Below are 14,647 nucleotides of genomic sequence, written 5' to 3'. Positions count from 1 at the left end.
GGGCCTCAATGGAGACCTTCTAGAAATTCCTGGTTGCAAGCAACCAGGCTACAATAACTCTGGAATTGCGTCGCCAGGAACTTCTTCCGTAATCGCCGGCTGTGGTGCAACTTGCTGATATTGGGTTCCAAGCGCTGTTGATTGAGCAGGAATACCAGCCCAATGAGTATTTTCAGGTAAACGCTCCCCTTTCATTAATAAAGAAAGACTTCCTAAACAAGAATTATCTTCCATTAGGGTGTTGTAGAGAACAATTGAACCTACCCCTATATTGCAACCCGAACCAATCGTCACATTAGAGACTTTGAATATTCTATCTTCATAAAGATGGGTTTGAATGATGGTCTCTGCATTAATACATACATCATTGCCTATAGTAATTAGGTCAAATTCTGAAAACTCAGCACTGTCGGTGAAAACTCTTTTACCCGCTTTAGTTCCAAGACAACGATGTATCCAAAGTGCGAAAGGAGTTCCCAAAACTTTATTCGTTAAATGGGGGTTTGTATAGTAGTTATAAGAGTACTCAATAACATCATTTTTCCAAATAAAAGGATCCCAAATCGGTTTGGTTAAAGGCTTCAATCTACCCAACATCAACCATTTAAGAGCAACCAACACTCCAACGAGGCAGACTGTAAAGAACATTTCGGCTGGTGGTAGAACTAACGCGGTAGTAAACCAAGAATATTCACTTAACATATAGTCTAAAACATAAAGCATATTGAATAATGCAATTAATGAAAAAGTTGACGGTAAAATAATTCGCATAAACTCAATGGCTAAACGCATGCAGTACAGTTTTTTAGATGGATAAAATGTATCCTTATCAGAAAAACCAACAAATAATTCGCGTTTTGGCAAAAAGACAGCTGGTGAACCCAACCAAGCAGAATAAGGCTCTGTTGCTTTGTCTCCTGGTGGTGTCACAGATAAACATCCTAATAAAGCACCTTCCCCCATTGATTTACCTGCTGGTAATAAACTTACATTACCTACAAAAGCTCTTCTTCCAACAGTTACAGGAGCAAAAGAAATAAAACCATTACACACGCTGGGCCACGCCAACGCGACTGAACTGGCGGCAAAGCCACCTTCCTCAATGGTTACCAGATCAGGAATAATATGAGGGGTCTCTCCCAGCTCGACGCCTTTACCGAGTTTTGCACCCAACAGGCGTAAAAACATAGGCAAGTACAAGGTATCTGCCATCACTGAGATTTCATCGCCGTCTAATAATTTCACCATAATCCAATGGCGGAAATAATAAAAACTCTTCAAAGGATATTCGCCAGGTTTTATCTTATCCATAATGATCTTTTTACAGATTACTATGCATAAATAATACAATCCTAAAAAGAGTATCGCTCCTAAAGGTATGGCAAAAAACATCGTGGTAAAATAATGGCTTTGATCATAGTAATAGCTAATCAAAGAGATGGATGGGATTAAGCATAAGTAATACACCACCATCACAAAAACAACGCCTAAATAGTGCAAAATACCAAACAGGGTATTTTCCAACATCGTCGATTCTTCAACTGCAATTTTTTTACGGGTAACATGGTCAGCAGGGGCAGTGCCAGCCAATGCAGGAGAACCAGCAAAATAGGATCCTTGAGGAATTAAACCTTGATCATGAAGCATGGACATGTCATCCAAAACCCCATTATCTTCAATCTGTGTATTCAAACCCACCACTGCACGTGAGCCGACATAGCAATTATTGCCTATGTTGATAGAGCCAATCTTTAACCAGCCATCTTCAACTATATAGCCATTAAGTCTGCAATCAGAACCTATAGAAGTATTGTCTCCTACAGTTAATAAATCATGTGCAGAAACCTGCATAGAGCCCAAATGACAATTTTTTCCTATTCTGGCGCCTAACAATCGATAATAGATAGCCGCTAACGGTGAGCCGACCAAAAATTTAGCTAAAAACAAATTTTTGAGCAGTCTTTGTACTAACCACCAACGAAAATAAAACCACCCCCAAAGCTGATACTCACCAGGCTTCACCCGGCCAAGTAAAATCCACTTCAAACAGATCGTGATAAATAACGAAATGATGGGCATGGATAAAAACAAAGCTAAAAACGCCAGTTGTGATTCTCTAGAAATAATCGAATACTCAGAACTCACCCAGCTATAACACAAAATAACAGCCAATAGTTGTAAAGTACCTACTGCATATTGCAATAAACATCCAAAAAATTGACCAACACCACATAAATAATACTTCCATTGAGGTGCTCTGTACTTCTTCTTAGCCACTTGCTCTTCGCTTACATGGGGATTGGCATTAAGCGCACTAAATTTCTGTTCCAACTGACTAATTGTTGGATTTTTATATAAATCAAGAATTGAGATATTTTTTAAGGCAGGTATTTTGCGTAAGTTTGAGATCACTTTCGCCGCATGTAATGAGTGCCCACCCAAATCATAGAAAAAGTCTGCATTTACGGAAATATTATTACAATCAAATACTTTTTCCCAGGCAAGAACAATTTCCCGAGCCAATTCTGTTTTAGGTTCTTGATAATCTGTCTCGGTCTTTTGTTGCGTGGGTTTAGGGAGTTCCTTCCGATTTACTTTACCACTCGCTAAGACTGGAAATGCTTCCAGGGTTTCGATTAATGCAGGTAACATATAATCGGGTAACCGAGATTTTAAAAAGTGTTTCAGTTCATTTACATCAAGAACATGATTTGTATCGAGGATCAAATAAGCAACTAATGTAGGTTGCTCCAATGCATGTAAACCAACCACTGCCTGCTTAATTCCCGCATATTGCATGATCACCGTTTCAATTTCGTTTAATTCAATGCGAAATCCACGTAATTTAATTTGATCATCTACACGCCCGACAAAACGCAGGTCACCATTAGGTGCTCTGGAAACTAAATCTCCTGTTCGATACAAGCGCTGATTCTTATTTGCTGGATTTAAGATAAATTTTTCTGCTGTATTCTCCGGCCGATTGACGTAACCACGAGCCAAAGCAACTCCTGCAATACACAATTCACCTTCCTCACCATCCGCTACCTCTCGCAATTGCTCATCAAGGATAAGCACTTCATAACCGGGTAATGGCTGGCCAATAGTGATTTCTTTGTCGGGATGACATTCTGCATAAGTTGCAATAATCGTTGCCTCAGTAGGACCATATGTATTGACGATCCTCAGTCCGTCTCTACTCCACCGTTTGACTAAAGCAGAAGAACACGCTTCCCCGCCTAAAATTAAAAGCCGCAGATCAGGCAATTGCCCCTCTAAAGACGACAACAGAGTAGGCACTGTTGAAAAAACACTGACGCGATGTTGTTGTAAAAACGAAATTAAACCTAAACCGGAACGCACCTCTTTTGCAGTGCACGCAATAAGAGCGGCACCATTCGCAAAGGCCATCCAAAACTCTTCTAAAGAAGCGTCGAATGCTAAAGAAAATCCTTGATATACCTTATCATCACTGGTTATATCATAAAGTTTACTTGCAGTTTGCACATAGTGACAAATGCTGCGTTGCGTAATTTCCACGCCTTTAGGCTTTCCTGTTGAGCCTGAAGTGTAAATGATGTAACACAAGTCATCAGGACTCAAATCATCTTGAATTAATCTTTGTGTGGGACGTTTCGAAATTTCTTCAGCAAGTGTGTCAATCACATAAGTAGTTGGCCATGCCAGTTTTTTTTGGGCCAATTGCAGGGAAGAAGTTAAAACAGCATCAAAAGGTAGATCAGAAAAAATGTAGTTAATCCGTTCATCTGGATAATCTACTTCAATAGGCACATAAGCTGCGCCTGTTTTTAGCGTAGCGAGTATCGCAACATAACATTCTATAGAACGTTCGAATAGAATGCCGACAATACTCCCCTTGGATATTTTGTTTTCATAAAGAAAATGGGCTAATTGATTGGCGCGATTTTCTAATTCTTGATAAGAAATGAATGCGTTATCACAAATCAAAGCGATATTGCTTGAATAATTATCAACGGACTGCTCAAAAAAATGATGCAATAGCATAGTGTTATAACCGGGTGAAAAACTCAAATTGGTTGACTCCTACTAATTGCGCCATTTTTCCACAGTTTAATTGATTTAATTGCTTATTTTTAATAAAAAAGAAGCGAGCAAGAACCTATATTCTCAATATATTATATTTAACATCAATAGTAAAAGGCTTATGGAAAAAAACACAGAAGCAAGATTATTTTTCGGGATTATAATTGTTTGTCGAATTACAATCGAGCCCATTTGAAATAATTTTTTTTAATTTTATTCTCGGTTCCACTCTCCATAGTATCTCATTTAAAACACAATGATATGGAATCTTAATGAAACGAAGCCAGAAGTTCTGAAATCCGTCAATTATTCTTCGTTTCATCTAAGCCAATTTTCCAAGGTCCTCTTTATTTAGAAGAAAAAGGAGCCCTATTTAAAAATTTCTTGTAGGAAGTCGGTCATCGATTGCCAGGAGCGTTGCGCAGCAACCTCATTATAGATAGTCCCTAATTGCTTATCATGCGCAAGCGGATTAGTAAATGCATGTTGCACATGGCCATACATATGCATTTGCCAATCTACATTTGCTTCGTTCATCTCGTTACAAAATTCATGTACCTGATCAGGCTGCACCATAGGATCATCGTAACCATGCAAGGCTAAAATTTTGGCTTTAATTGGCTCAGATTTTAAGCTGCCAGGTTTATGCAACAAGCCATGAAAACTTACTACCCCCTTAAGATCAGCTCCAGAACGCGCCAACTCGAGCGCACACAAGCCTCCAAAGCAAAAGCCAATAACTGCAACTCGTTTACTATCAACCTCTGACATAGAACACGCAGCCGTCAATCCTGCTTGAATGCGTTGTCGTAATAATTTTTGTTCAGAAACCAAGGGATTCATGAGCGCTTGTTTTTCTTCTGTAGTGGAACCAAGTCGGCCGTGGCCATACATATCTACAGCAAAACCAACATAACCCATTTGAGCTAATAACTTTGCTTTCTCACAGGCAAACTCATTACGGCCGGTCCAATCATGAACAACTAATACTGCAGGACGTGGGCCAGCGAGTGCCTTATCATAAGCTATAAAGCCATGACATTCCTGTCCGTTATCTTGATAAATATGATTTAAAGTATGCATTGTAGTTCCCTAAATAAGCCATTAAATTGTTTTGAGGCCTAGTTTATAAAATTGGGCTAGAGAGATAAAGTCATGAAATAAATTAAGTATTATTTAATCGTTCACGATTATCTGACCCTGTCGCCTTCCCCTGCCCATCGTCCATTTTGCATGATTTTTTTGTCATCCATCTCCACATTACCCGCTAAACAAAGATTAAAAAAAACCAATAGACAATAATTTATACTAAACTTAAAGTAAAACTCTGAAGGGGATATAATTATGATCACTTCATCATTAATCCATGTACGAGACATTTTACACGCCCAACTGTGTTATCAGGCATTTATTACACCTATATTTTTTCCTTTGGAAAAAGAATATCGAGATTTTGCAAAATTGGCTTGTGAGTTTATCGAAGGAAGACGCACCGAAGTGATACATAATGAATTCCCACGCCATCATGTATTGCATCGTTTTGCCCCACAGAAAAATTCAAAAGGAAGAAAAGTCCTGATCACCCATGGATGGATATCTCGCGCCGCATACATGGCTCGCTTAATCCATGTGTTACATCAACAAGGATATGAAGTATACGCTCTTGATTTTCCTGCTCATGGTGAAGCTAAAGGGCTACAGCTGCCTTGGACTGATGCGGTTGCTATTTTGAAGGATACCATCAATCAATACGGTCCTTTCTATGCAGTTATTGGACATTCTTTTGGCGGTTCTATGTTACTCAATACCCTGAACGTGGCAGGTCAACTGCCCGAATGGCAATTACAATATAAACCTGAACGTGCGATTTTAATTGCATCACCCACACAAATGCGCAGCCCCGTTAACCACATTGCCAAAAAGTTTAAACTGAGTGGACACGGGTACTTGTATTTACGCCAAGTGATGAAGCAGCAAGCGCGCTTCGACATTAAACTGGTCCGTCTTCACCATTTCATTTCCCAATCACCAAATATCCCTTTCTTATGCATTCATGGGGAGCTCGACGAAACGATTAGTACTAAAGAATCGATCGAATTCTGTAAAAAATATCCAGATGCCAAACTTTGCCTCCTTCCAGAAGCAAATCACGTGAGTGTATTATTGGATGAGCGAGTAGAACGCTTGGTAAGTGACTTTTTGGAATAAACGATTAGCAACATAAGCGAGAGGTTATGCTTTGGAGGCTAATAGCTTGCTCAGCAGAATGAATCTTAAGGGACTCACTGTGTGTCGGGTAAGGCCCGACACACCTGTATTAAAGATTTTCTATATATTGTCGCAATTTTTTCATTGCATTTTTTTCAAGCTGTCGAACCCGCTCTGCAGATACGCCATACTTTTTAGCCAAATCATGTAACGTCAGCTTATCTTCAGCTAACCAACGTTGTTGTAAAATATCCTGGCTGCGCTCATCTAATTGCTCTAGCGCAAGCATCAAATGTTCACGGCCTTGATCGCCTGTGTTTTCTTTTTCTAACAAGACGGAAGGATCATCATTTGCATTGAACAAATAACGCTCAGGCGCCGTATAAAATTCATCATGATCATCTGCATCAGGAGCATCATAAGGGGTATCCATTGCATTCAGGCGCTGCTCCATGACTAAAACATCTTCACAACTTACGCCTAAATCGTTTGCTACCGCACTCACTTCTTCACGGCTCATCCATCCCAAACGATTTTTCATTTGGCGGAGATTAAAAAATAACTTACGCTGTGCTTTAGTTGTAGCAATTTTAACAATACGCCAATTGCGTAAAACGAATTCATGAATTTCTGCTTTTATCCAGTGCACAGCAAAGGAGACAAGACGTACTCCCATCTTCGGGTCGAATCGTTTGACCGCCTTCATCAATCCGATATTACCTTCCTGAATTAAATCGTTCAGAGGCAAGCCATATCCCAAATAACCGCGAGCAACGCGAACAACATAACGCAAATGAGCAAGAACTAAACATCGCGCAGCCTCAAGATCTCCTTCAGAATGAAAACGCTCAGCATAAGCAATCTCTTCCTCTAAGGATAACATAGGAATTTGATTAACCCTGTGAATGTAAGAATCAAGACTGCCCACAGGTAAATTCATTTCGGCAAGTTGCAAATATTGACTCATACTTCTTTCCTCTAACATTTCGCAATAGAAATTAGGTGAAAAATAAGACGAAACCTTACAATTGTGGTTCAATGGAAGCCAATTGACGTTTTACAGATAAACGTGCCCCCATCCACCCTAGTATAATTGCAAATAAAACAAGTAGCAAGATCTGACGCATTGACAAGCCTGTTAACGGATAGTGCATTTGATAAGCAACTGCCAACTGATTTACCGCTGAGCCTAGACTGAAAATAAAAATATTCACCATAAAAACAGCAAAAACAGCGCCTAATGCGCCATACCAAACACCTGAATACAAGAAAGGTCTTAGAATAAAGGGATCTTTTGCACCAATTAACTTTAAAACCTGGATTTCTTCTTGTCGGCTATGAAGTGCCAAGCGTAAGGTAGTGCCAACAATCATAATGACGGCCATTGCCAATAAAGCCAGTAAGGCGTCTGCAAACTTAGCGGCAAATCCTAAGACGGCATGCAAGCGACTTATCCACTCCATATCAACTTTTGCATTGTCTACCTGTGATAGAGTTTGCAACTGTCGTGCTAATAAATCCAATTTAGCCGGTGAATCTATGATTAACGCCGGTACTACATCGATCAATGCCGGCAAAGGATTCTCCGGAAGATAACGCATAATATCCTGCATCCCCTCTTGCTGGGTTAATTCCGATAATCCATCGGTAGAGGATTTTAAGGAAACATGGGCTACACCGTCCGTCTCACGGACTTTTTGCAGAACAAGCTGTTGTTCTGCTTCAGATAAACCGGGTTTTAAATAAAGAGAAATATGCCCGCCACGCTGCCAGCTTGCAGTTAATTTAGCAACATTATCTGAAAATACCCAAAAGAGAGCCGGTAAAGCTAAGGCAATAGCGATCACTATAGAAGTCATCATCGTTGCCAATGGTTTGCGGCATAATAAATTTAAGCTTTGTACCGCCGCCTGCAGATGATAAGAAAGGATTGCTTGTGCTTTTTTTAACACATTCGTCCCCCTTTTAGCATGACAATACGATGTTTCATTCCGGCAATTAATGCCAAATCATGGGTGGCAATTAATATACTAACGCCCACTTGATTAAACTGCTCAAAAATAGTCATGATTTCCGTGGAAAGTTTGGGGTCAAGATTTCCTGTAGGCTCATCAGCCAATAATAATGAGGGCTTATGTACAACAGCACGAGCAATCCCCACGCGTTGCTGCTCTCCACCAGATAAATGGACAGGAAGCATTTTTTCCTTGCTTAATAATCCCACCATATCCAAGGCAGCATGCACTCTTTTGGCAATCATGGGAGAGGGCATACCCTGAATTTGTAACGGTAAAGCGACATTGTCAAATACGGTACGATCATTCAGTAAGTAAGGTGATTGAAAAGTAATTCCCAATTGACTGCGATGCGCCGCAACATCGCGCTTTTTCAACTGATTCAAACGCAATCCATTGACGGTTAACTGACCAGAAGTGGGCCATTCTAAAAGAGCAATTAATTTGAGTAAGGTACTTTTTCCTGCTCCTGAATGCCCAGTAAGAAAAACCATTTCTCCTTTTTGTAAGGAAAAATTCACTTGACTTAACGCTTCAAAACCACCTGGATAACGTTTAGTTACTTGGTCAAATGTGATCATTGAATAGTGCACCAACAAATTGTGTTGCATCAAAGGGTCGTAAATCTTCTATCCCTTCACCAATCCCTACATAACGAAAGGGTATTCCTAATTCATTCGCAATGGCAAACAAAATCCCACCTTTAGCGGTGCCATCCAATTTAGTCATGGTAATCCCCGTCAGCCCTACAGCTTCGTGAAATTGTCGAGCCTGAACTAAAGCATTTTGCCCTATGCTTGCATCCAATACCAACATCGTTTCATGAGGAGCCTCTGGACAAAGCTTCTGTAGAACTCGTTTTACCTTCTTTAACTCATCCATTAGATTGCCCTGCGTATGCAACCGACCCGCGGTATCAGCGATTAAAATATCTATTTTCCGTGCTTTTGCTGCTTGCAATGCATCAAAAATCACCGAGGCACTATCTGCTCCGGTATGCTGGGCAATCACGGGGATGTCATTACGCTCGCCCCAAACATGCAACTGCTCCACTGCCGCGGCTCTAAAAGTATCTCCCGCAGCCAACATGACTTTCTTTCCTTGCTGCTGAAATTGTTTCGCCAGTTTTCCTATGGTAGTGGTTTTACCAGCACCATTGACTCCAACCATCAAGATAACAAATGGAGAATGATCTGCTGTTTCTAAAGTTAAAGGGTGGCTGTTTTGACTCAAAATTGCTTGTAAATGAAATTTCAGCGCATCATAAACAGCATTCCCATCTGATAACTGCTTACGAGCTAAGCTTTCGGCCAACTGCTTTAATACAGCTTGAGTGGTCTCCATACCTAAATCAGCGCTGATCAAAAGAGTTTCTAGCTCATCCATCAAATCTTGGCTGATTTCCTTTTTACCGAGCAGTAATCGCCCAATTCCATCACCTAGCTGATGGCGTGTTTTACTCAATCCTTTCCTGAAACGTGCAAAAATCCCCTCTTTTGCAGGCTCTTGTCCCTGTTCAATTACTTCCTCAGGAACGTCAGGCATCGAGTCAGTAACACTTTGTGACTGATCGGCCTCTGCAGAGGTGGAATCATGACTTCGCTTAAACCATTTAATCATATAGTATACAAATCCTGAAAAATATGAAATTCTATCATCTTTTTTACTTTGAGGTTAAGTTGTGCGCAAAATACTCTTTACTTTACTCATGGTACTATCTTGCCAGACCTTTAGCCAAGTTCAAGAGTTTATCTTGAATAATGGATTAAAAATCTTAATTAAAGAAGATCATCGAGCTCCAATTGCCGTATCAATGATTTGGTATAACGTCGGCTCCGCAGATGAACCCGGTGGAATTACAGGCATATCACATGCCATGGAACATATGATGTTTAAAGGTACTGAAAAATATCCTTTAGGCGTCTTTTCCAAAACCATAGCTGAAATTGGTGCCCAAGCGAATGCATTCACTAATAATGATTATACCGCTTTTTTTGAAAAAACGGATGCTTCAAAGCTTGCCACCAGCTTTGAATTGGAAGCAGATCGTATGAATCATTTACTTCTTGATGCGAATGAATTTGCCAAAGAAATTAAAGTAATCCAGGAAGAGCGTCGTCTACGCACCGATGATAATCCACAGGCACTTGCCTTCGAACGTTTTTTGGCTACCGCGCACTTAAGTGCTCCTTATCATCATCCGGTTATTGGCTGGATGAGTGATCTGAAACAGATGACCGTAGAAGACCTAAGGGAATGGTATAAAAAGTATTACGCACCCAACAATGCAACTTTGGTGGTTGTAGGGGACGTTAACCCAGAACAGGTTCGTGCTTTAGCAGAAAATTATTTTGGCGCTTTGCCCAAACAGCCTATACCTGAACGAAAATTAAAAAAAGAGCCTCCGGAGCTAGGTCAGAAGATTGTTCATATTCAAGCTGCAGCAAAATTACCTTTACTCATGATCGGTTATTCAGTCCCCAGTGTGGTCACAGCAAAAGAAGCCTATGAACCTTATGCTTTAGAAATCATCGCTGGAATTTTAGACGCGGGGGACAGCGCTCGTTTTTCTAAAAACCTCATTCGCGGCAAGCATGTTGCGAATGGCGCAGATACCTATTATAACCCCTACACAAGATATCAAACTCAGTTCATCGTCTATGGTTCTCCTAACCAAAATCATACAATTAATGATTTACAAAGTGGCCTTCTTAATGAGCTCGATGACTTGAAAAAAAATCCAGTGAGTGCGATTGAATTACAACGCATTAAAAATCAAATCATTGCACAAAAAACTTTTGAAAAAGACTCTATTTTCGGACAAGCCTCGGAATTAGGCCTTTTAGAAACAATCGGTGTGGGTTGGAAAAAAAGCAAAGATTACTCCCAGGCAATCAATGCAATTACACCGCAACAAATTCAGCAAACAGCACAACGTTATTTTCAAGAAAAGAACATGACTACAGCAATCTTAGAACCTAAAACACAAAAGGTGGCACCATGAGAATTTTTAGCGCGTGTATTTTGGCAATAACGATTGGACTGTCACAAACAGCGACAGCGAGTGTATTCAAAACTGAAAAATGGATCACTAAAAATGGAGTTCGGGTTGTTTTTTATCCTGCTATGGAAGTTCCTATGCTTGATGTCAGCATCGCTTTTGCAGCAGGATCGTCCTACGACGAAAACCAATATGGACTCAGTGCCTTAACCAGCAGCATGATGAATCAAGGAAATGCTGGCCAAAGCGCAACAGCAATAGCTGAGTCGCTCGCTGATGTAGGCGCTCAATATAAGGTCGAAATCAACAGAGATATGGTGGTATTTAGTCTTAGGACTTTAGTTAGCCAAGAAGCGATGAACAAAGCGGGAAATACCTTCACTCAAATCATTAACCATCCGGATTTCCCAGATGCGGCTTTTTCAAGAGAAAAGAAACAACAACTGATGAGCATCGAACAGAGTCAAGAATCACCTGAAGACGTAGCCCAGCTTCGTTTTTTCCAGGCTTTATACCAACAGCATCCCTATGCACATCCTGTTCGTGGGACAATGGAAACGGTTAATGCGATAAGTAAAAGCCAAGTTATTGAGTTTAATAAACGCTATTATGTAGCAAAAAATGCTATTTTAGTTATGGTGGGCGCAATTGATAGTCAAGCAGCACATCAGCTTGCCGATCAATTGACTCAGGAGCTACCAGAAGGACAAGCAGCGCCACCGATTCCTAAAGCCTCCCAACTAACCAAGGCAGAAACAATAAATATTCCATTTCCATCATCGCAAACCATGATTCGCCTCGGCCAGGTCGGTATTGATCATCATAATCCAAATTATTTTCCTCTCATTGTAGGAAATTATATTTTGGGAGGTGGTGCGTTAGTTTCAAGGCTTGCTGTAGAGGTAAGGGAAAAACGTGGCTTAACTTATGGTATAGAAAGTCAGTTTGCTCCTATGTCAGGATATGGACCTTTTCTTATCAGCCTATCGACCAAAAACAAACAAACGCAGGAAACATTAGATGTGATTCAGAGTGTTTTGCGCGCCTTCATTGATAAGGGTCCAACTGATGAAGAGATGAATGCAGCAAAACAATACCTGACTGGAAGTTTCCCACTTTCTTTATCCGGTAATCGCAGTATTGCAAGCCTCTTATTGCGCATGAATTTTTATCATTTACCGGAAGATTTTCTTGATACCTATACTGCTCGGATCAATGAAATAACCAGTGAGCAAGTGAAGCAGGCATTCAAACAGCAAGTCAATCCCGATAAATTGTTATTGGTTACAGTGGGTAAATCATGAAGCAGGTCGTGCGCATCATAGGAGGGGTATATCGAGGAAAAAAAATACATTTTCCAGATATAGAAGGCCTGCGCCCCACCCCAGATCGCGTGCGTGAGACTTTATTTAATTGGCTTATGCATGACATCAGAGAAGCACACTGCCTGGATGCCTTTGCAGGGAGTGGTGCTTTAGGTCTGGAGGCATTTTCTCGAGGGGCTGCACACGTTGTTTTTCTGGAGCAAGCTCCCAAGGCCCATGCCAATTTACAGAAAATAATCACCTCATTTAACGATCCGAAGCTCAAACTACTCCAAACCGATGCGGTACAGTATCTTGAGCACAGTAAAGAAGAATTTGATATTATTTTTCTGGATCCTCCTTTTGCGCAAACCTATCTTCCTCAATGTATTTCATCTATAGCGCAAAGTAATATTCTCAAACCTGGGGGCCTTGTTTATGTGGAGTCTCCTACGAAGATTCACATGGATGAAAAAAAGTGGCAGCAAATAAAACTAAAACAAGCGGGACAAGTTGTCTATGCGTTATTTGAGAAACTCAATTAATTTTTTACATCATTAAATTGATATAATTCCTCATTGATAGGCTTGACAAGGAGCCTAGCTCCTGTTTCAATCAAACGAATAATTCCAGACATTTAAGAATATTTGAATGAACAACAAGCTTGTCATGCTGTTTATTGCCTCAATCCTGCTTTCCGGTTGTAAACATGGTGGCGTTCTCTTTAAAAAACCACCGGTTAACAATCCTAGTGATGATGCTACAATTAAATTAGCAGAGGCGGCGGTATCTGTAAGCGATTCCATGCATGAAATGGCGCGCGTTGAAAAAGTAATTCTACCACCACCTGTAGATAATACACTGACCATACCTAATGCGTATAATTTACAAGCCAGGGCAAGTGTGGACTGGTCTGGTCCTATTGAGGAATTAACTGCCCGCATTGCGAAATCAGCGCATTTCAGGCTCCGCGTTTTAGGAAAGGCTCCTTCAATTCCCGTTTTAATTAGCCTTAATGTTAAAGATCAAAGTTTAGCTGAAATCCTGCGTGATATTGATTACCAAGCTGGTCAAAAAGCCAATATTCACGTCTATCCTAACAGTCAGGTTGTTGAATTGCGCTATGCCAAAATTTATTCCTAGTTTAATAGTTGTATTGTCTGCTTTACTCATTGGATGTCACTCATCAAAATATATGGGTGACACTACCTCATTAGCCGGGCTACAAGCCATGGCTAATGTAAACCAAAAGGAAAGAAATAAGAGACAAAACGGTAGAATTCGTCAAACAGCACTACGAGAAACAGCTTTAAGCCTTGGGGCTCAAGCAGGTTTGGCTGCTCGCGCAAAGGTCATTGATGAGCATCTTATAAGAGAATCTCGCAGACTCGATACGATTTATGATTTTAATTCGTTGATCCTAGAGCACAACATCCTACCTCCAGTATTATTAGAAGGAAGAAATACCCTTAATCTTGCTGATGCACAAACGATACGCATTTCCGATCGTTCCTATCGAGTTGCAAAACAAGCTCATTTTGTTACGACACCTCCCACTTGGCGGCAATACTTATGGCTGGATTATGTCAAACCGGAATACCCGCACTATACCCTACTGCCTAAGACCAAGGTAGAGAAGAAGATGTGGTGTCTTTATGTAGCTAAAGGCTGGAAAAATGGTATTGATCAAGCCAATACTATTCTTGAGGAGAACATTGCCCGTCTTAAAGAAGATTTTGGTGGCATGATCCTTTACAGGAAATTATTAGCAATGAATATGGTATCCCCACCGTTTGTCTCTCACACCGATTTGGGAATCACCGGCGACGCGTCCGAAATTCATATCGATGATAGGGTTCTAAGAATTACAGCATTGCCAGCACTGAATATAAATAGCGAACAATGGCGAGCAGCGGTTTCTAAAGATGAAAATGCACTCGAACAATTTAAAAATATGGAAAAATTGGCAAATCGTTCTAAAATTATAATAACGGATAAATCCTGGCAACCTACGATTGCCCCAATTAACGACAACAATAGAATTCGCTAAGATT

Annotated in this window: 12 protein-coding genes; 6 read left to right on the top strand and 6 right to left on the bottom strand. The window is 40.5% G+C overall.

The annotated features are described in order from the left end of the window. Positions 1 to 48: 48 nt before the first annotated feature. Together OQJ26_RS06750 and OQJ26_RS06745 are read right to left on the bottom strand one after the other, a co-directional pair. The gene (locus OQJ26_RS06750) at positions 49 to 4,053 is read right to left on the bottom strand and encodes a Pls/PosA family non-ribosomal peptide synthetase (protein ID WP_265703121.1); all 4,005 of its coding nucleotides are present in this window, start codon (positions 4,051 to 4,053) and stop codon (positions 49 to 51) included. Between the two features lie 381 nt (positions 4,054 to 4,434). Continuing rightward, positions 4,435 to 5,148 carry a dienelactone hydrolase family protein gene (locus OQJ26_RS06745; protein ID WP_265703120.1) on the bottom strand — a complete coding sequence of 238 codons (714 nt, stop codon included), beginning with the start codon at positions 5,146 to 5,148 and terminating at the stop codon, positions 4,435 to 4,437. A 261-nt stretch (positions 5,149 to 5,409) separates the two neighbouring features. Here OQJ26_RS06745 and OQJ26_RS06740 point away from each other — a divergent pair, with 261 nt between their 5' ends. Beyond that, positions 5,410 to 6,273, top strand: a complete 864-nt coding sequence (locus OQJ26_RS06740) for an alpha/beta hydrolase (protein ID WP_265703119.1) — start codon at positions 5,410 to 5,412, stop codon at positions 6,271 to 6,273. Positions 6,274 to 6,382: 109 nt separating this feature from the next. Here the strand turns inward: OQJ26_RS06740 and rpoH are convergent, their stop codons facing one another. The 4 genes from rpoH to ftsY are packed head-to-tail and all read right to left on the bottom strand — an operon-like array spanning position 6,383 to position 9,833. Next, positions 6,383 to 7,240 carry an RNA polymerase sigma factor RpoH gene (rpoH, locus tag OQJ26_RS06735; RefSeq protein ID WP_265703118.1) on the bottom strand — a complete coding sequence of 286 codons (858 nt, stop codon included), beginning with the start codon at positions 7,238 to 7,240 and terminating at the stop codon, positions 6,383 to 6,385. Positions 7,241 to 7,295: 55 nt separating this feature from the next. Next, entirely contained in the window at positions 7,296 to 8,225 is a 930-nt protein-coding gene (gene ftsX, locus OQJ26_RS06730) for a permease-like cell division protein FtsX (RefSeq protein ID WP_265703117.1), read from the bottom strand. Further along, positions 8,219 to 8,869 (bottom strand): cell division ATP-binding protein FtsE, encoded by a 651-nt coding sequence (gene ftsE / locus OQJ26_RS06725; RefSeq protein ID WP_265703116.1) that lies wholly within the window; start codon positions 8,867 to 8,869, stop codon positions 8,219 to 8,221. Before ftsE ends, ftsX begins: the two co-directional genes overlap by 7 nt. Then, positions 8,856 to 9,833, bottom strand: a complete 978-nt coding sequence (gene ftsY, locus OQJ26_RS06720; RefSeq protein ID WP_416209949.1) for a signal recognition particle-docking protein FtsY — start codon at positions 9,831 to 9,833, stop codon at positions 8,856 to 8,858. Before ftsY ends, ftsE begins: the two co-directional genes overlap by 14 nt. A 136-nt stretch (positions 9,834 to 9,969) precedes the next feature. On the opposite strand from ftsY, the gene OQJ26_RS06715 reads away from it, so the two are divergent. From OQJ26_RS06715 to OQJ26_RS06695, 5 genes are all read left to right on the top strand, one after another. Next, positions 9,970 to 11,292: a M16 family metallopeptidase gene (locus OQJ26_RS06715; protein WP_265703114.1), complete on the top strand. Its 1,323-nt coding sequence runs from the start codon at positions 9,970 to 9,972 to the stop codon at positions 11,290 to 11,292. Further along, positions 11,289 to 12,593 carry a M16 family metallopeptidase gene (locus OQJ26_RS06710; protein WP_265703113.1) on the top strand — a complete coding sequence of 435 codons (1,305 nt, stop codon included), beginning with the start codon at positions 11,289 to 11,291 and terminating at the stop codon, positions 12,591 to 12,593. Before OQJ26_RS06715 ends, OQJ26_RS06710 begins: the two co-directional genes overlap by 4 nt. Further along, positions 12,590 to 13,138, top strand: coding sequence for a 16S rRNA (guanine(966)-N(2))-methyltransferase RsmD (gene rsmD, locus OQJ26_RS06705; protein ID WP_265703112.1), 549 nt, complete (start codon positions 12,590 to 12,592; stop codon positions 13,136 to 13,138). The genes OQJ26_RS06710 and rsmD overlap by 4 nt, the downstream gene beginning before the upstream one ends. 106 nt (positions 13,139 to 13,244) lie before the next feature. Next, positions 13,245 to 13,736 carry a type IVB secretion system lipoprotein DotD gene (dotD, locus tag OQJ26_RS06700; protein ID WP_265703111.1) on the top strand — a complete coding sequence of 164 codons (492 nt, stop codon included), beginning with the start codon at positions 13,245 to 13,247 and terminating at the stop codon, positions 13,734 to 13,736. Next, the gene (locus OQJ26_RS06695) at positions 13,717 to 14,643 is read left to right on the top strand and encodes a type IV secretion system DotC family protein (RefSeq protein ID WP_265703110.1); all 927 of its coding nucleotides are present in this window, start codon (positions 13,717 to 13,719) and stop codon (positions 14,641 to 14,643) included. Before dotD ends, OQJ26_RS06695 begins: the two co-directional genes overlap by 20 nt. Positions 14,644 to 14,647: the final 4 nt, after the last annotated feature.

Source organism: Legionella sheltonii, from assembly GCF_026191355.1.
GTDB lineage: Bacteria > Pseudomonadota > Gammaproteobacteria > Legionellales > Legionellaceae > Legionella > Legionella sheltonii.
Note: the sequence above shows the minus strand (reverse complement) of the source record. Positions and strands in the feature narration are given on the sequence as shown.

What these genes read in the sequence shown, in the direction of transcription:
- OQJ26_RS06745 (WP_265703120.1), bottom strand. Translation starts at nt 5,148, where the DNA reads ATGCATACTTTAAATCATATTTATCAAGATAACGGACAGGAATGTCAT.
- ftsY (WP_416209949.1), bottom strand. Translation starts at nt 9,833, where the DNA reads ATGCCTGACGTTCCTGAGGAAGTAATTGAACAGGGACAAGAGCCTGCA.
- rpoH (WP_265703118.1), bottom strand. Translation starts at nt 7,240, where the DNA reads ATGAGTCAATATTTGCAACTTGCCGAAATGAATTTACCTGTGGGCAGT.
- rsmD (WP_265703112.1), top strand. Translation starts at nt 12,590, where the DNA reads ATGAAGCAGGTCGTGCGCATCATAGGAGGGGTATATCGAGGAAAAAAA.
- OQJ26_RS06695 (WP_265703110.1), top strand. Translation starts at nt 13,717, where the DNA reads ATGCCAAAATTTATTCCTAGTTTAATAGTTGTATTGTCTGCTTTACTC.
- OQJ26_RS06710 (WP_265703113.1), top strand. Translation starts at nt 11,289, where the DNA reads ATGAGAATTTTTAGCGCGTGTATTTTGGCAATAACGATTGGACTGTCA.
- dotD (WP_265703111.1), top strand. Translation starts at nt 13,245, where the DNA reads ATGAACAACAAGCTTGTCATGCTGTTTATTGCCTCAATCCTGCTTTCC.
- ftsE (WP_265703116.1), bottom strand. Translation starts at nt 8,869, where the DNA reads ATGATCACATTTGACCAAGTAACTAAACGTTATCCAGGTGGTTTTGAA.
- OQJ26_RS06740 (WP_265703119.1), top strand. Translation starts at nt 5,410, where the DNA reads ATGATCACTTCATCATTAATCCATGTACGAGACATTTTACACGCCCAA.